The sequence below is a fragment of the Stenotrophomonas sp. PAMC25021 genome, from assembly GCF_004795795.1.
GTDB lineage: Bacteria > Pseudomonadota > Gammaproteobacteria > Xanthomonadales > Xanthomonadaceae > Stenotrophomonas > Stenotrophomonas muris.
In genome coordinates this window covers 745,372-760,888 of record NZ_CP039255.1, presented here as the reverse complement: position 1 = coordinate 760,888, position 15,517 = coordinate 745,372, and the positions used below count along the sequence as shown (strand labels likewise).

16 protein-coding genes are annotated in these 15,517 nt (G+C 62.0%); 10 read left to right on the top strand and 6 right to left on the bottom strand.

Features of this window, described 5'->3' with window-relative positions:
• Positions 1-17: 17 nt before the first annotated feature.
• Complete coding sequence (locus E5790_RS03665; protein ID WP_024957524.1) at positions 18-1,769, top strand: AAA family ATPase; 1,752 nt, start codon at positions 18-20, stop codon at positions 1,767-1,769.
• A 107-nt stretch (positions 1,770-1,876) separates the two neighbouring features.
• Here the strand turns inward: E5790_RS03665 and E5790_RS03660 are convergent, their stop codons facing one another.
• Positions 1,877-2,605 carry a hypothetical protein gene (locus E5790_RS03660; RefSeq protein ID WP_024957525.1) on the bottom strand — a complete coding sequence of 243 codons (729 nt, stop codon included), beginning with the start codon at positions 2,603-2,605 and terminating at the stop codon, positions 1,877-1,879.
• Positions 2,606-2,805: 200 nt separating this feature from the next.
• The gene (locus E5790_RS03655) at positions 2,806-3,534 is read right to left on the bottom strand and encodes a VRR-NUC domain-containing protein (protein ID WP_136191688.1); all 729 of its coding nucleotides are present in this window, start codon (positions 3,532-3,534) and stop codon (positions 2,806-2,808) included.
• A 510-nt stretch (positions 3,535-4,044) separates the two neighbouring features.
• Here E5790_RS03655 and E5790_RS03650 point away from each other — a divergent pair.
• Positions 4,045-4,548, top strand: a complete 504-nt coding sequence (locus E5790_RS03650; protein WP_024957527.1) for an H-NS family nucleoid-associated regulatory protein — start codon at positions 4,045-4,047, stop codon at positions 4,546-4,548.
• Between the two features lie 381 nt (positions 4,549-4,929).
• On the opposite strand, the gene E5790_RS22200 is transcribed toward E5790_RS03650, so the two are convergent.
• The gene (locus E5790_RS22200; protein WP_322888679.1) at positions 4,930-5,202 is read right to left on the bottom strand and encodes an HNH endonuclease; all 273 of its coding nucleotides are present in this window, start codon (positions 5,200-5,202) and stop codon (positions 4,930-4,932) included.
• A gap of 350 nt (positions 5,203-5,552) precedes the next feature.
• Here E5790_RS22200 and E5790_RS03640 point away from each other — a divergent pair, with 350 nt between their 5' ends.
• The 4 genes from E5790_RS03640 (at position 5,553) to E5790_RS03625 (ending at position 9,652) form a co-directional block, all read left to right on the top strand.
• Positions 5,553-6,050, top strand: a complete 498-nt coding sequence (locus E5790_RS03640; protein ID WP_077684466.1) for a spore coat U domain-containing protein — start codon at positions 5,553-5,555, stop codon at positions 6,048-6,050.
• A 116-nt stretch (positions 6,051-6,166) separates the two neighbouring features.
• Positions 6,167-6,823, top strand: coding sequence for a fimbria/pilus periplasmic chaperone (locus E5790_RS03635; protein ID WP_024957530.1), 657 nt, complete (start codon positions 6,167-6,169; stop codon positions 6,821-6,823).
• Positions 6,824-6,832: 9 nt separating this feature from the next.
• Positions 6,833-9,034, top strand: coding sequence for a fimbria/pilus outer membrane usher protein (locus E5790_RS03630; protein ID WP_136191687.1), 2,202 nt, complete (start codon positions 6,833-6,835; stop codon positions 9,032-9,034).
• Between the two features lie 165 nt (positions 9,035-9,199).
• Positions 9,200-9,652 carry a BLUF domain-containing protein gene (locus tag E5790_RS03625; protein WP_100437276.1) on the top strand — a complete coding sequence of 151 codons (453 nt, stop codon included), beginning with the start codon at positions 9,200-9,202 and terminating at the stop codon, positions 9,650-9,652.
• A gap of 39 nt (positions 9,653-9,691) precedes the next feature.
• Here the strand turns inward: E5790_RS03625 and E5790_RS03620 are convergent, their stop codons facing one another.
• On the bottom strand, positions 9,692-10,054 hold the full coding sequence (locus tag E5790_RS03620) for a response regulator (protein ID WP_049433813.1): 363 nt from the start codon (positions 10,052-10,054) through the stop codon (positions 9,692-9,694).
• Between the two features lies 1 nt (position 10,055).
• Positions 10,056-11,198 carry a PAS domain-containing sensor histidine kinase gene (locus tag E5790_RS03615; RefSeq protein ID WP_049433812.1) on the bottom strand — a complete coding sequence of 381 codons (1,143 nt, stop codon included), beginning with the start codon at positions 11,196-11,198 and terminating at the stop codon, positions 10,056-10,058.
• Between the two features lie 161 nt (positions 11,199-11,359).
• On the opposite strand from E5790_RS03615, the gene E5790_RS03610 reads away from it, so the two are divergent.
• On the top strand, positions 11,360-11,737 hold the full coding sequence (locus E5790_RS03610; protein ID WP_033833396.1) for a response regulator: 378 nt from the start codon (positions 11,360-11,362) through the stop codon (positions 11,735-11,737).
• A 45-nt stretch (positions 11,738-11,782) separates the two neighbouring features.
• On the opposite strand, the gene E5790_RS03605 is transcribed toward E5790_RS03610, so the two are convergent.
• A complete protein-coding gene (locus E5790_RS03605; protein WP_197585899.1) occupies positions 11,783-13,648 on the bottom strand; it encodes a YbhB/YbcL family Raf kinase inhibitor-like protein in 1,866 nt (621 codons plus the stop codon).
• 130 nt (positions 13,649-13,778) lie between these two features.
• On the opposite strand from E5790_RS03605, the gene E5790_RS03600 reads away from it, so the two are divergent.
• The 3 genes from E5790_RS03600 to E5790_RS03590 all read left to right on the top strand — a co-directional run bounded on the left by E5790_RS03600 (position 13,779) and on the right by E5790_RS03590 (position 15,512).
• Entirely contained in the window at positions 13,779-14,288 is a 510-nt protein-coding gene (locus E5790_RS03600; protein ID WP_024957537.1) for a DUF892 family protein, read from the top strand.
• An 84-nt stretch (positions 14,289-14,372) separates the two neighbouring features.
• On the top strand, positions 14,373-15,317 hold the full coding sequence (locus tag E5790_RS03595) for a Ku protein (protein WP_024957538.1): 945 nt from the start codon (positions 14,373-14,375) through the stop codon (positions 15,315-15,317).
• Between the two features lie 18 nt (positions 15,318-15,335).
• Positions 15,336-15,512 (top strand): DUF3606 domain-containing protein, encoded by a 177-nt coding sequence (locus E5790_RS03590; RefSeq protein ID WP_064485349.1) that lies wholly within the window; start codon positions 15,336-15,338, stop codon positions 15,510-15,512.
• Positions 15,513-15,517: the final 5 nt, after the last annotated feature.

Genomic DNA, 15,517 nt, shown 5'->3' with positions numbered 1-15,517 from the left:
ATAACAGGGGGAAGGGAATGGCTGTCTATATTTCAGATCTCGATATTCGCAACTTTCGGTCGTGCGTTTCTACGCAGTTGCAGCTGACCGAGTTCACGCCACTCGTTGGGTTGAACAACTGCGGTAAAAGCAACTGCCTCACTGCACTTCAATGGTTGGTAAAAGGGGGGCGCTGGAAGGAGGAAGACTTCCACGATCCACTTCTGCCTATTGAGGTATCTGGCCGTCTCTATGGCATCGTCGAAGAAGACCTTGCCATGCTGGACTTGAAGCATCGAACAAGGATCGAGCCGCATGTGCGTGATGGCGTGCTTCGCATCCGAAAGCATCAGCAAGGGGCTGGCAGTGGCGTTTCACTGACCGTGTTGAACTTAGACACGAACGAGTGGGATCCAAATCCGACTGGCATTGATCAGGCCATCTCAGCTCTTTTCCCGGATCCAATACGGATCGGGGCTATGGAGGATGCGGAAGAGGATGCCAGTAAGGCAAAGACCAGTACGACGATTGGTAAGCTTTTAATAGACATGGTCGCAGCTATTCAAGAAAGGCATCAGGCGGATCTATCGCCGCACCTTTTGGCAATCGTTGGAATGCTTTCCGCTGAGGGTGCAGAACGATTTGAAGAGCTGGGGAGGATTGACGCCTCCATCAATCAAAAAATCGCCGATCTGTTCCCTGGGGTGAGCATCAAGCTGGATTTCCCCGTCCCTGTGTTGAACGACCTCATCAAGGCGGGAACCGTCAAGGTCTATGAGGGAGACGGAAAGGGCAGGGGATTTGGTTCATACGGGCATGGTGCCCAGCGCGCTATTCAGATGGCAATGGTGCGCCACCTGGCTGACCTCAAGCGAGGCGTTGCCATAGCCGGTGGAGTGACGCTGCTGCTGATTGATGAGCCCGAGCTGTTCATGCATCCCTTTGCTGTAGAGCAGGTTCGCGAAGCACTGAGGGCACTTTCCGCGTCGGGCTATCAGGTGGTCTTTTCGACCCACTCTGCTCAAATGATCCTCGCGCGCGACGCTAAAAATGCTTTGTTGATGACGAAGAAGCATCCGCAGGGGACCCAAGCAAGGCCCAGGCTTCAGTCGGTGGTCGAGCAGTTGGTTGCCGAGCCTACGCATCAGCTCCACCAGATCTTCAGTTTGACCAACTCTTCCCAGATGCTCTTCGCTGACAAGGTGGTCTTGACCGAGGGAAAGACAGAGCTCCGGTTGCTCCCCAGCCTCTTCAATGCAGTCTCCGGCAAGACCATGGGGCAGTCTTCGCTCGCGATTGTCGCGATGAGCGGCGTCTCGGATACCCAGAAGTCCATGGAGATCCTGGAGGCGCTGGGCCTTCCAGCATGCGCGATTGTGGACCTTGATTACGCGTTTCGGCAGGCCACCAAGCACGGTTTCCTTGACCCGAGCGACACTGATATCGCTACATGCCGCTCGATGCTAAGAACGATGGCGGACGAGGGTCAGATCACCTTGGACGAAGGGGGACTCCCTAAGAAGGGCCCCCAGGGCCCGGCCTCGAAGGCTTTCGAGCTTCTAGCGGAAAGAGTAGAAGCATTGCCGCACATCCAGGCACTCGTCCGAAAGCTTCGGGACAAATCGATCTGGCTATGGAGCCGGGGTGCCATCGAGCCTCATGTTGGGCTGACCGAAAAGAAGGAGCACGCCTGGCTGGCGTTCCAAGTGAAGGTCGAAAGCGATGGGGTGGATGCAGCATGTGCGGACGCAGCAAGCGTGCGAGAACTCGTGGAGTGGCTGGCTCGCTAACGTCCGCTAGCACGTTGGCTAGTCCACCGGCCCGGAGCGCTCGCGGAGCTTCTCGCAAGCGCGCTGGGCGGCATGACCATCGTTAGTCTGGCAGGGCGAATGTGAGTTTAGCCAACCCGTGCCGGCATGGCTTGGAGCGTGGCGTTCAGTTCGTTGCCGAACGCCACGATGAACTTGCTTTGACGGTTATGTTCTTTTCGCAGCGTCTCCAGCACCCAGCGGGCGGGATAGGATCTGTCTCCGAAGGTGAACTCGCCGAACTGCAAGCCATGTTCCTTTACCTGATCTATCTCAAACTTCGTTTGATAGGAAACTTTGATCAAGGATCGATGCTTGGAATGGTTGTTGAGGTCATCGATGTAGACGAAACTTTCGTCCGCAACGAGTTGGCTGTAGACCTCTTTCAGTGGCTCAGGAAGGCGTCTGTTCACCTCCTTTCGGGTGATGTCTCGCAAGCGCTGGATACGAGTTTTTTCATCCAAGTCCATTCCTAATGCCCAGTAGGCGAAGTAGGCCAAGTGGTCGGGGAGAGAGTGAAGGTTCTGGACGCAAGCAAATGCATGGGCGTGGGAAAAGCGAAAGTGTTCCCAGGCCCCGGGCTCGTCGTCTTCGTCAAATACGCCCAAAAAAACCAACATGGCCTCATCGCTGGTTCGGCCTTCCATCGGCTTCTTGATGAAATAGTTGGCTTGCCTGTAGTGGTATTCGCTGAAGTAAATGCGCTCATTGAGTGCCTGTAGGCAAGAACGCACCTTCTCTAACTGATCGCGGCCAAAGATTCGTTCGACCTGTCCACGCGTTTCGTCGTTATTCCATCGCTTCCTAACCTGGTTCATCCATTCACCCTAACTAGCTGGTCACACCTCGTAGTTTATGCCGGACACAATGCATCCTGCTTGACCGACCAAGCCGGTTTCCGGATGGGCTTGCTTGCCCTTTGGCCGCCATGCCGCGCCCGCGAACTCTTCCTTGGCGAGCCAAAGTCGGCGGGAGAGTGCTGCGGCCTGGTTTCGCGCGCGAGCGTCAATGCTGTGGGCTAGGGCACCGCTGGTGGCACCACGACATCAAGGAGCGTGAAGTCCAGGCCCAATGGGACGGCGAAGGTTTGGGCAATGACTTTCTGACTCTTGCCCAGCGAGTCGCCAGGAGCTTTGACCTCCACGAAGCGGAGCTGCCGTTCCCTCCACATCGTGATGTCCGGCCAGCCGCGGCGGTATTCGTAGGGGTTAGAGGCGAAAATGGTGGCAATGCGGTGAAGCAAATCAGAGCCGGCAACTTCAAACAGTTCCAATAGCATCCAGCGCTCCAGGCCGGGAAACACATCGAGAACTGACGAGGTGTCGGACGAATGCCCCCACGCCGTTTGCTCTATGTGTGGACCCCGAGACGCCATTTGGTCAAAGTTAGCCGCCACTTGACCGGCGGTTGCGCGGGCCAGATTCGTGAGCAACTCGGCAACGGTGTAGGATCGTCCGTAGGATGGTTCTGCGGCCAGCGTATAGAGCGCCTCGACGTAGCGCATGCGCTCGTCGTATCCAAGGTTCTGGAACGACATGGCTTTGATGAGGGTCAGCAAAAGGCCGCCTTCGCCGCTGAACCCTCGCCATCCTTGCTGGGCGAAGTGGGACAGGGCCGCCTTTTCGACCGAAAGCGGCTGGCTCATTTGTGGGCACATCCACTGTTTCGGGCCGGGGCCGCATTTCAGGCGGACCTTCTCGTATCCAAACCCCGCCTTTTCGGCATTTCGCTGTCGGACCGTGATCATGTCTCATCTTAGCTCAGGGGTGACGATTGGAAATGCCTATCCCGACCAGCGCTGAAGGTGTGAGCGCCGCCGGGCGACGGTTAGCAGGGGGATTGATCATGAGATTGAAAGAAGTTTTGGCTCGTCGCTGCACTATTCGCCGTATGCCCACCCGTTATCGCCAAATATGAGGAGGTGAATAAGGCATCCGTCCAAGTCGGCACCGCGACGCCGCGGGGCAACTCGACGAGTCTCGAATGCAAGGCAGGCAGCCTGGCGATCGCCCAGCGCTACGGGAGGGGCTCGATGGCCGTTTCGATGACCAGCTAACACGCCTGAATCCAGTCCACCCGACCGCTAGGGGTCTTCTTCTAAAGCTTTTTGACCAAGAGCGTCGAGGCCGGACGCACGCTGATCTGCCGCACGAGGCTGGTTTCGGTGGATGGAAGTTGGCCGAAGGGCGCGTCCTGCGTTGGCCCTGGCTCCGCCGATGGGCTATAACCCTTGCTTGCCCTCAACGGAGTATTTGCCTTGGCCTTGACCACTCTTCAGTCGATCAACGCAGAAATCAAGCACCTCGAAGCCCAAAAGCGGCTGGTTGAGAAGCGCGATGGTGAGGTGCCCAAGGCGATTGCGGTGCTTCAGAAGTATGCGAAGGTTCTCAGCCCCGCCCAGCGTCGCCAGGTTGCCAAGCTCATTGGCGAGGCCATTGACGTCAAGCCGGCGCGTTCCCCGAAACCTTCTGTGGGGCCGCTGAAGGGCCGAAAGCTCGGCAAAGTCGCCCCCAAGTATCGACTCCCGACGGGAGAGACCTGGGCAGGCCGAGGGCTGGCACCCAAGGCTTTCACGGCATGGGCCAAGTCGGCCGAAGGCAAGGCGTGGGCGCAGGCCAACCCTGGGGCCAAGTTCCCGCCCGCCGCTGGCAAGGTGAAGAAGGCCGCGGCTAAGGGAGCTGCGAAGGTGGGCAAGGTCGCCAAGAAGGCAAAGCCGATTCGGAAACCTGCCAAGAAGGCCAAGGCGAAGCCGGCAGCTTAATCCCTGCACAAAGACCCTGCGAATGCCCGTGCCAAGGCGTTGGCCGCTGCACACGTGTTGCTCGAAATGGCCGACGGGACGCTCTTGCAAGGGGAGGCTGGAACGCGACTGCGCACCGAGTTTGGGCTTCACTGGTCCGCCTTGACGTGCGTCCAATACTTGTCAGGGAAGGACGCGGTCGCTGCATTGACCGCCCTTCCGAGCGATGGGAGCGAGCAGGGGCGGACGAAATCGGATCTCCTCCAAGCCGTGGTCATGGCCCTGGCGGTTGTCCGCGAGGCGCGAGGGAGTGGTTGAGGGAAGGTGTCTGCCAGCAAGCTGTCCCTGCGCCTTCAAGAGGTGCGAGCCGGCTCAAACGAGGGTTCGTAGAGCTTGATGAGGTCATACAGGAGCATGCGCAATCCCTGGCGGCAGTCTGGACCACCATCTTCCCACTGCCAGCCGCTTCTGAACCAAGGCCCGGAACGCTTCAGGGGAGGGAGCTGGTCCCGTTCGCTTGTGCCTGCACTGGTTGCATCGGGCATGCGCGGCCACCACATTCCCGGATACGTCTCGGCCCCCATCCTGCTGGGCGACCAGGTGCTCCGCGGTGCATTGAAAGGCTCGAGCCTTGCTGGGCTTCAGCCCGAGCTCTGAAGGAGCTGCGAGCCACATCGGCAGGCCGCAGTAGTAGCAGCGGCCGAACTGGGCATGGAAGGCAGACGTGCGGAGGGATTTGCGGCGTTTGGTCGTCATGGATGGCTCCGGAATCGAAAAAAGATTCCCGCGCCCCCATTGGGTGGACCTCGGGCACCCGGAGCCTATTGGCTATGCGGGCACAACACCGACGCTTCTGCGACCGGCGATTGCTTTTTAGCTCACTCGTGCCCTCGGTGCAAGCGCTTGGGTTGGCCCCTGCAACTCTTGTTGCCCGATCCTCTTGCGGAAATAGATTTATCGAGTATTGGTGAAGCAAGCCCAATCCGGGCCACTTTCCCTTTCCCTAAATCCGAGGAGGATTTTTCATGCGCAAGACCCTTTCTTTTTCTCTGGCCTTGATGGCCGCGTTTTCTGCCGCTTCGGCCTCCGCCGCCGACGTCACCGAAGACTTGATGATTTCTGCGACCGTGAACAACGAGTGCAGCCTGCTCGTGACCCAGCTGGGCGGCGGTGAATACAACGGTTTGGCGTCCGGCACGCAGGGTTATTCCAACGGCGCGTTGCTGGTTCGCTGCAACCAAGGCACCGCCTTCAGCATCGTGCCCGGCGACGGGTTGAACTACGGCGCCGCGATTGCTCGTCCCAATCACCGCGCCGTGTCCGATGGGGCCGGAAACTTCGTCGCCTACGGCCTCTTCAAAGATCCCGGTGCCAGCCAAGTGTGGGGCAGTGGGGCCGATGCTTGGGAGGGCGTGGGAACCGGTGAGCAGCAGATGATCGGTATCGGTTATGCCTTCTACGATTTGAACAAGGTGCCCGGTGGAACCTTCTCCGACACCATCGCCGTAACCCTGACTTATTGATCCTCAACCGTTTCCCTTAAAGCCCCCGGAAATCCTCGGGGGTTTTCTTTTGGGGGTGGGTTGACAACTTTGAATGTTTTGGTTGGATCAAAGGAGGTGATCGGTTTGGAGGAGTGATGTTGAAGCGTTTGTTGGCCGTTTCGTTGTGCTCATTGTTCGCCGTGCCTGCGTGGGCGGGCAACGTGTCGCTATTTCCCACAAGCATCGTGGCCCCGGCTGGAGAAAAGGCAGGGGCGTTGACCTTGGAAAACCATGGGGAAACCCCCGAGCGCTTTCAGGTGACGGTGCTGGACTGGTCCCAAGATCCCAGCGGGCAGGACGTGACCGGCCCCGCCAAGGCGGTGATCGCGGCACCGTCCATTGTCGAAATCCCGCCTGGGTCCCGCCGGGCCGTGCGGTTGGTGCGCACCCAAGGCATCGGCACGCCGGGCTACTACCGCGTGCTGCTGCGCCAGTTGCCCCAGCCGTCCACGGCGGGCCAGGTGCAGTTGTTGATCCACCAGAACCTGCCGGTGGGGTTTGAAGACGCCAAGGCCGGTCCTCCGGTGCTCACGGCCCGCTTCACCGCCGACGGCCTTCTGCTGACCAACACCGGTTCGACCGCCGCGCGCCTGATCGCCGTCGGTCCTCAAGGCATGCCGGCATGGCGCGAAGGGGCGTTGGGATGGGTATTGCCGGGGCAGAGCAAGCACGTGGAGCTCAAGCCTGGTCTCAAGGCGTCCACGCTCTCAATCACGGTCAACGGGGCTCCCGTCGTCGTCCCCGTGAACTGAGGGCGACACGTGCGGCGGGGAAGCGTCCTGGGCCTCGCGCTGGCCCTGTCCATTGGCAGCGCGCACGCGGCCATCCCAGACGGGGTGGAGCCGGTGCTGGCCGCGCCGATCCAGGCCAACGGGCTGCCCGCGAAGGACCCCGTGTTGCTCTGGCAGCAAAATGGGGCCTGGGTGGCCGAATCCACGACCTGGCAGCAGCTCGGCGTGACCCTTCGCCCGGGCGAGGAGGGCCAGGACCTGACCGACCAAGCCTTGGGCGTGACCGTGGCTTACACCCCCGAGAACGCCACCGTCCAGCTCACCATTCCGGCTGACCGCAAGCCGGCGCAGCAGCTCAGCCAGCACGGCACTCCGGTTTCTCAGGTGTCGCCCGGCATCGGGGGCGTCTTGGTCAACTACAACCTCGCCACCCAGATTGCAGGCGGGCAACAAGCGACGTCCTTGGCACTGGACGCGCGCACCGGAGGGCGTTGGGGCGTGGTCTCCACCACCGGGCAGCTCAACCAATCCCCCAACGGGTTTGGCATGCGCCGCGGCATGACCGCTTGGCAGAAAGACGACCTGCCGCGCCAACGGACTTGGCAAGCCGGCGATGTCTACGCCACGCCCCGCATCGGCCCGGTGGCGCTGGGCGGCATTCGCCTCGCGAAGGACCCGGCAGCGCTGGATCCGCTCACGCCGACGTGGCCCGTCCCGACCTTAGGGGGGATCGCGTTGGACCCGGGGCAGGTCAAGGTCCTGTCCAACCAGGCTGAAATCACACGCCAAGACGTCAAGGCCGGCCCCTTCACCGTGGACGGTCGAAACGTGGCATTTGGAGCCAGCCAAACGGATGTAGTGGTGCGTGACGCCTACGGCCGGGAAACCGCCGTTTCCACTGCACGGCTCTATGTCGCCCCGACCCTGCTGCGTCCCGGGCTCTCCGCCTGGGAAATCGCCGCCGGCCAGGTCCGCGAAGACGAAAATCGCTACGGCACGGCCGGCGTCAGTGCTTCTTGGGCCAAGGGCGTCAACGACCGCTGGACCATCCGAGCCGGTGGGCAGGTGGACGAGAACGGCAAGGGCAACGTCACCGTGGGTTCCACCTGGGCCCCGGGCACCTGGGGCGTGCTTGACGGCGAGGTGGGCCGCTCAAGCGACGGCGGGACGCGCTGGGCTGCCCGCTACGACTACCGAGGGCCCGCGTTTGGCGTGCGGCTGGAACACGAAGAAAACGACGGCTTCTGGCGACTGCAGAGCGAGACGGCGCTGCCCATCGTTTCGCGCACCCAAGCCAGCGTTTCCTACCGCCCGGATCGCCGCTTCACCGTGCGTGGCATCTACAGCGCCATCGACACGGGGCGCTCCAGCCTGGCCTTCGCCTCCTTGGGCGCGAGCGCGAACCTGGGCACTGCAGGCCAGGTGTCCGCCAACGTGCTGAAGGACCTCAACGGCGGCGATCTCCAGGTATCGGCGAGCTACACGTATCGCTTCGGCAGCAAGGCCAGCGTGGGCGTGCGGGCCCGCCAAGCCCCAGGCCAGGATGCCCTGACCACCCGAGCGACCTACCGCACCGACGGCGGCCTTCGCTTGGCGGCAGAGCACACCGAGGGCGATCAGGGCAGCACCCGGGCCACGGCGGATGCCATGACGCGTTACGGCGACGCCCGGATCATGGTGGACCACTACGACGGGCAAACCCAGGTGGCGGCCAACTTCTCCGGCGCCGTGTTCCTGGACCACCGCGGCGTGGCCTTCGGGCGACCCGCCTACGCCAGCTTCGCCGTGGTGGATGTGCCGGGCCAGGCGGGCTTGCCGGTGCGGGTCAACGGAGCGCCGGTCGGCCAGACCAACAAGCAAGGCCGCGTGTTGGTGACCGACGTTCCCTCCCTGCTACCCACCACCGTCAGCCTCAAGGACAAGGAGCTGCCGGTGGGCGTGGAGATCGGGGAGACCGAAAAGCAATCCGTGGCGCCCCGCCAAGGCGGTGTGCGGGTGACCTTCCCCGTGCTGACGCAGAACGCCCGGGCCTTCACCCTGACAGGGGCCCGCATCGCGCCGGGCACCCTGGCATCTACGCTGAACGAACAAGCCATGGTGGGCTACGACGGAGCGCTCTACTTGGAGCACCCCGAGCCGGGGATGGCCGTCGAGGTGTCCGGCGTGTGCAAAGCCGTGTTGCCGTCGCCACTGCCGGGCATTGGGGTTGTGGCGGAGGTGAGGTGCGACTAAGCGTCCGGATCCCCTTCGCGGGTGGGCGGACCAGACGATCCCCGTCCTTACCAGCAATCACTTGGAAAACCTTCGACCTCTAGTCTGCGCCATTGCCTAAACGCCGAGGCACGACTACATTCCGTGGAAGGGGGGACGGCCAGACCAGTTGAGAAGGAGCGCCCAATGCCCATCAGGGCTGTGGTGTATGTCAGCGAGGCGTCCGACGCGTTGCGCGGCGATCTGCTTGGCCTCCGGAGCGGCAAGCTCCAGGAGCTGGTCGACGACGCAACTCGTTTTAACCGGGATGCCGGCGTGAGTGGGGTGCTCTTGTTCGACGGGACGCGCTTTCTCCAATACCTGGAAGGCCCCCCGGACGGGTTGGACGTGGCGTTCTCTAGGGTGCTCGGAGCCTCGAGCCATCACGATCTGATCGAGCTGCAAAGAGGGACGATCACGGATCGCCGCTTGCCTTACTGGCCCATGCGCTGGTTGCCAGTGGAAGTCAAGGAGCTGAGCGAGGTCGCGGTGGGCGATTGGGCCGGCTTCAAGGTGCGGGGCGACGGAGAAGCATTGAACGCAACCGCGATCGACCGTTTGATGTTTCTGGTGAGCAGGCGCGCACTGGTGGGGAAGTGAGTTGTTGGCGACCGCCAGGCCGCGCAAGGACTCCGACCTCTACGTGCAGCCCAAGTCTTCGTGGATCGCCGTAACAAGCTGTCGGAAGCGGTAAGGCTTCGGGAGAAATCGAACCTTCTCGGGCAGCGGGGGCAGCTGCGAGCGTTGAAGGCCAGACGCGAGCATGACGCGGGCCTGGGGTTGAGCAACCGCGGCTTCCGCCGCGACCTCCAGCCCGTCGGCGCTGTCCGGCATGTTGAAGTCGGTCACTACCACCGCGAACTTGGCGCTGCCGCGCAGGAGGACGAGGGCCTCGTCCCCGTTGCTGGCGGGAGTGACTTGGAAGCCCTGAGAGGTCAGGGCCTCGACGACGACGCTGCGGAGATCGTCTTCGTCTTCAACAAACAACACGTGGATCGGCATCTCAATGCTCTGGTGCGGGGAAGCAAAGGCTGACGCGGGTTCCCTTCCCAAGCTCGCTCTGGAGCTCGGTGAACCCGCCGGACTGGGCCGTGAAGCCAAACACTTGGCTCAAGCCCAGCCCGCTGCCCCTTCCAATGGGTTTGGTAGTGAAAAACGGTTCAAATACCCTGGCCTGCTGGTCCGCCTCAATCCCTGAACCGTCGTCTCGGACGCTCAAGCAGATGTAAGGGCTTTCACTGGCGTTGGGCAACGTAGGATCGCGGGTTTGCCGCGCAGAGGCCGTGATGAGGATCGTTCCGCCCTTCGGCATGGCATCGCGGCTGTTGCACACCAGGTTAAGGATTGCGGCCTCCAGCTGTGCTTTGTCCAGCGACAAGGTCGGAAGGCCTCGAGAAACCTCGACCGTCAATGCGATCGCGTCGCCGGCAGAGCGGCGCAGCAGCGCTTCGCATTCGGCCATCAAGGCGGCCAAATCGACGGCCTCTGGCACCAGGGTTTGGCCCTTGCCGAAGGTCAGCAACTGCCGAGTCAAAAGGGCCCCGCGCTCGGCGGCCCGCTGCGCGGTATCGATGAGCTTGGCCACGCCTCCGTCTTTCACCCTCAGGCTGATGAGATCCAGACAGTTGGCCACGATCGTCAACAGGTTGTTGAAATCATGGGCCAAGCCGAGCGTGAACTTGCCGATGGCCTCCATCTTCTGCGCCTGCAGGAGATCGCGCTGGGCTTGGAGCAGCTGCTCCTGCGCTTCGTGGCGCTCGGTGATGTCGCGGGTGATTTTGGCAAACCCCACCAGTTCCCCGTCTTCCCAGATGGGGTCGATCACCACGCTGGCGCGGAAGCGGCTTCCGTCCTGACGCAATCGCCAGCCCTCAGCAACGTAGCGCCCCTCCAAGGCCGCGGTCCGCAGGTTTCGCTCTGGTAGGCCGGCTTGGGCCTCTTCGGGCAGGTAGAAGCGGGAAAAGTTGGTGCCGACCACGTCGGCAGCCTGGTAGCCCTTGATTCGTTGCCCACCCGGGTTCCAGGTCTGGATCACCCCGCTGGGGTCGAGCATGTAGAGGGCGTAGTCGGTGACGGAGTTCACCAGCAGGGCAAACTGCCGGCTCTCGTCCCTCAAATCGGTTTTCGCTTTCGCTGGTTGGTTCATAGGTCATCCTCTCGGCAGGGCCACCGAAGGGCGACAGAGTGCGCAGTGTAGAAGAGCGACGGCCGTCATCCTTTTACGCCCTCTTCACAAATCGGGCGAGCCCTCGGGCCACACTGTTCAATCGTGGCACATCCACTCAGAGCGCTTGTAGGGAGAAAGTCATGGGATTGGACGGCAAAGCAGTAAGGGTTCTTCTTGTAGAGGACGAACCCACCCTCATGATGGTCTTGGAGCAGGCCATTGCCCAAGTCGGCTACGACGTCTCCAAGACGGCGGAAGACTTGCCCACAGCCTTGGCGTGCGCCAAGGAAGCCGCCTTCGATGTTGCGGTGCTGGACGTCAACTTAAACGGGGTCGAGTCTTACCCCGTGGCCGATCGCTTGGTCGAGTTGGGGGTGCCGTTCCTGTTTACGACCGGCCTTGGGGCCAGCCGGCTGCCCGAACGCTTCAAAGGCACGCCCTTCCTTGAAAAGCCGTTCCGCCTGAAAGAGATCGCCGCCGCCCTCCAGTCCCTTTGCCACGAACTGGAGGTTCACTGAGTTTCCGGGCCTTGGGCGCCGGTCGGGACCTTCGGGTCCCTTTTTTTATTTCAGCGGGGCCTCGACCTGCTGGTAGGTTCCCACAGTCTTGCTCATGCCCAGAATGTGGCCCTTCGCGGCCTTTAGCACTTCGTCCCGCGTCGCGCCGGCCTTCAGATCAAGCACGGTGTCCAAGGCCAACAGCTGGAAGTGGTAATGGTGCGGTGGATCGCCCACAGGCGGTTTGGGGCCGAAATAGCCCACCGATCCTCGGCTGTTCGCCCCCTGCAGCATTCCCTCCGGTTTCAGAAGCCGCGGATCGACCGGCAGGCCCTCGGGCAGCGATTGCTCGGTGGCTGGGATGTTGTAAGCGACCCAGTGAACGAAGGGTTTGACGTTGGCTGCATCCGGATCCTCCATGATCAGCGCATAGGACTTGGCACCAGGCATCGGGCTCCAAGAAAGAGCGGGCGATGCATCGTCGTGATACGCGCTGAAGCGGGGAGGCAATGCTTGGCCCGAGGAAAACGCCGGGGAGCGGAACTCGAACGTGGCGGCTTTGCCGATCCGATCCTTGGCCAACGGCACGCCCGAGCCTTGATTGACTTGGGCCATCAAGGGCCCGCTAGGCACTGCGGTCGCGGGGGAGGCGGACGCTTGGCCTGGGCCGTAAGTCACTCTGTAGATGACGCCGTTGGCATCGTCGCCGACCAAAAGTGCACCGCCCTTCGTCATCGCCAGACCGACGGGCCTTGCGATATGCGCCTGGCCGTTGTCGACCAGGAAGCCGGTCAAGAAGGGCTCAAACCCGACCGGCTTGCCGGCGTTGAAACGAACCCGCACCACCTCGTAGCCCGACGCAGGCTTGCGGTTCCAGGAACCGCGCATCGTCACGAAGGCGTCCCCCCGGTAAGCTGCCGGAAACTGCTGGCCGGTGTAGAACAGCATCTGCATGGGGGCCGCGTGGGCTGTGTAGCCGAGCACCATGGGCTCGCTTGTCGCCGCCCATTGCTGTTTGCTGATCTGCCCTGGCGGTGTGCTCTGGGGATTCACCCCGTCCTTGCCCCAGATGTGGGGCCAACCATACTTCTTTCCTTTCTGAATGCGGTTGAGCTCCTCGGGCTGCTCATCGTTGCCCAAGTAGTCGATGCCGTGATCCATCCCCCACAGCTCCCCCGTTTTGGAGTCCCAAGCAAAGCCGATGGTGTTCCGCAGGCCGCTGGCAAAGATGGACCGGCTCTTGCCATCCGGCGAGGACCTCAGCAGCGCCGCATGCTCGGGATTGGTCTCGTTGCACGCGTTACAGGACGAGCCCACGCTGATGTAGAGCATCTCATCAGGGCCAAAGGCCAGCGTGCGGTTGGGGTGCTGACCGCCATCGGGCAGGTCGTTGATGATCCGTTCCTCTGGACCCAACGTCCCGTCCGGGTGTATGGGGGCGCGATACACGTCGTTGGCCGTGGCGACATACAGCTGCCCGTTGGCGATGGCCAGCCCGTGCGCTCCTGGACGTGAGAAGACCACCTTCGGTTCGGCGTCCAAGGCTCCGTCTTCATTGGCATCCTCCAGCAACAGCACGTCGCCTTGATCTCGACGTGAGACATAAATCCGCCCATCTGGTCCCACGGCGATGATCCGGGGATTTTGAAGGCCTTGCGCCAAGGGACGCACTTGGAAGCCACTGGGCACCGTCAGGGCCTGAACGCGCTCGGGCGTCGCCTCCACCTTGGCGGGTTTGAACGTGTGGACGTTGGCTTGGACGTCGGTTCCGTCCCCCTGCTGAGCGAAGGCGAGGGAGGGGGCCAAGAAGACGAGCAAAAGCGCGGAACGGGTCATGAGGATGGCCTGGCGCTGAGGAGCGTTCAGCATGTGGCGGGAGCGGTCAATGGCCTGCGAATGCGTTGCATGCGCGCCGTTCACCACGAGGGCCATCGATCTCCAGGCCCACGCACCGCCGGTCTGAGATGCTCCGCCGTTCGCCAAGCCTTCACTCGGGGATCGCTTGATCCGCATCCCAGCCTCGATACGGTAAGGCTTCGCCCGACACGAGAGGAAGACATCCATGGCAGAGCTCAAAGAGAACCTGTTGGACTGGCTGCGCGACGCACACGCGATGGAACAGCAAGCCGAAACCATGCTGAAGGGGCAGGCTTCGCGGATCGAGCACTACCCAGTGCTGAAGGCGCGCATTGAAGAGCACATTCAGGAAACCATTGGCCAGCGCGAACGGCTGGAAGGGTGCATCAAGCGCTTGGGCGGCTCGCCGTCGACCCTCAAGGACGTGATGGGCAAGATGGCAGCCTTCGGTCAGGCCGTCGGCGGCATGACGGCCTCCGACGAGATCGTCAAAGGCGCGATGGCCGGTTACGTCTTCGAGCATTTCGAGATCGCCTCCTACACGGCCCTGATCGCCGCAGCGAAGACGGTGGGCGATGCAGAAACGGCCCGGATCTGCGAAGAAATCCTCGTGCAGGAAGAGGCGATGGCCGACTGGCTGGCGGCCCACCTGCCCGAGGTGACCGAAGAGTTCATGGTGCGCGACGCCACGCCGGGCGTCGAAGCCAAAAAGTAACCGCTGCGCCGCGCCGGCCGGGTTCACGCCCGGCCGACGCGGCCGGGCCTACAACGAAAGGCCCTAGGATTGGAGGCGGCTGGCATGCCCAGGCCCATCTGGAGTGGTTCGTTGTCCTTCGGGCTGCTCAACGTTCCGGTGTCCCTCATGTCCGGCGAGCGTCGCATGGATCTGAGCTTTCGCATGTTGGACGCACGAAACAAAAAGCCCATTCGCTACGAGCGGGTCAACGCCGAAACCGGCGAAGAAGTGCCTTGGAAGGACATCGTCAAAGCCTTTGAATACGACAAGGGCAGCTACGTCGTCATAGAGAAAGAAGACATCGCCGCGGCCGCCCCCGAGACGCACGAGTCCATCGACGTGGAGGCCTTTGTCGACGCCGAGAGCATCGGGCTGAGGTTCTTCGAAAAGCCCTACATCTTGGTGCCCGGCAAGAAGGCCGAAAAGGGCTATGTCCTGCTCCGAGAGACCCTGAAGGAAACCGGCAAGGTGGGCATCGCCAGGGTGGTCATCCGCACGCGCGAATACATTTGCGCGGTGATGCCCGAAGGCGATGCGTTGATCATGATCCTGCTTCGCTACCCGCAGGAGTTGGTGGCTCCGGACGAATACAAACTGCCGCAGGGGGGGGCGTCGGACTACCGGGTTGCGCCCAAAGAGCTCGAAATGGCCAAGCAGCTGATTGAGAGCATGACCTCTGAGTGGGAGCCGGACAGCTACCAGGACGAGTTCCGCGAGCGCCTGTCCGACATCATCAAGAAGCGGGTGAAGCAGGCCGGAGCCACGACCACCTTCGAGGAACCGGAACATCGCGAGGACTCGGCGACCAACGTGGTGGACTTCATGGCGCTGCTCCAGAAGAGCTTGGAAACCAACAAGCGCACCCCGGCGAAAGCAACGCCGGTGAAGACCGCCTCCAAGTCCTCCACCAAAGACAGCAAGCCTGCCAAGAAGGCCGCCATAAAGAAGGCCCCAGCAAAGAAAGCCGCAAAGAAAGCCCCCGCCAAGAAGGCTCTAAAGAGCGCCTGATCACCCAAGGAGAATCCCATGAGCGACGACAAGAAGAACACCGGCAGCCCGGACCGCGACCGCATCAACGTCAACGAAGACTACGAGCTGCAGTATTGGACCAAGGCGCTGGGCGTGTCGGTCGATCAGGTCCGGGCCGCTGTCAAAGCCGTTGGCCCCACCGCTGCGGCCGTTCGCAAGCACTTGGGCAAGTAACGTGG

Coding starts and splice junctions, on each gene's coding strand:
- E5790_RS03665 (WP_024957524.1), top strand. CDS start 18: ATGGCTGTCTATATTTCAGATCTCGATATTCGCAACTTTCGGTCGTGC.
- E5790_RS03660 (WP_024957525.1), bottom strand. CDS start 2,605: ATGAACCAGGTTAGGAAGCGATGGAATAACGACGAAACGCGTGGACAG.
- E5790_RS03655 (WP_136191688.1), bottom strand. CDS start 3,534: ATGATCACGGTCCGACAGCGAAATGCCGAAAAGGCGGGGTTTGGATAC.
- E5790_RS22200 (WP_322888679.1), bottom strand. CDS start 5,202: ATGTGGCTCGCAGCTCCTTCAGAGCTCGGGCTGAAGCCCAGCAAGGCT.
- E5790_RS03640 (WP_077684466.1), top strand. CDS start 5,553: ATGCGCAAGACCCTTTCTTTTTCTCTGGCCTTGATGGCCGCGTTTTCT.
- E5790_RS03635 (WP_024957530.1), top strand. CDS start 6,167: ATGTTGAAGCGTTTGTTGGCCGTTTCGTTGTGCTCATTGTTCGCCGTG.
- E5790_RS03625 (WP_100437276.1), top strand. CDS start 9,200: ATGCCCATCAGGGCTGTGGTGTATGTCAGCGAGGCGTCCGACGCGTTG.
- E5790_RS03620 (WP_049433813.1), bottom strand. CDS start 10,054: ATGCCGATCCACGTGTTGTTTGTTGAAGACGAAGACGATCTCCGCAGC.
- E5790_RS03615 (WP_049433812.1), bottom strand. CDS start 11,198: ATGAACCAACCAGCGAAAGCGAAAACCGATTTGAGGGACGAGAGCCGG.
- E5790_RS03610 (WP_033833396.1), top strand. CDS start 11,360: ATGGGATTGGACGGCAAAGCAGTAAGGGTTCTTCTTGTAGAGGACGAA.
- E5790_RS03605 (WP_197585899.1), bottom strand. CDS start 13,648: ATGGCCCTCGTGGTGAACGGCGCGCATGCAACGCATTCGCAGGCCATT.
- E5790_RS03600 (WP_024957537.1), top strand. CDS start 13,779: ATGGCAGAGCTCAAAGAGAACCTGTTGGACTGGCTGCGCGACGCACAC.
- E5790_RS03595 (WP_024957538.1), top strand. CDS start 14,373: ATGCCCAGGCCCATCTGGAGTGGTTCGTTGTCCTTCGGGCTGCTCAAC.
- E5790_RS03590 (WP_064485349.1), top strand. CDS start 15,336: ATGAGCGACGACAAGAAGAACACCGGCAGCCCGGACCGCGACCGCATC.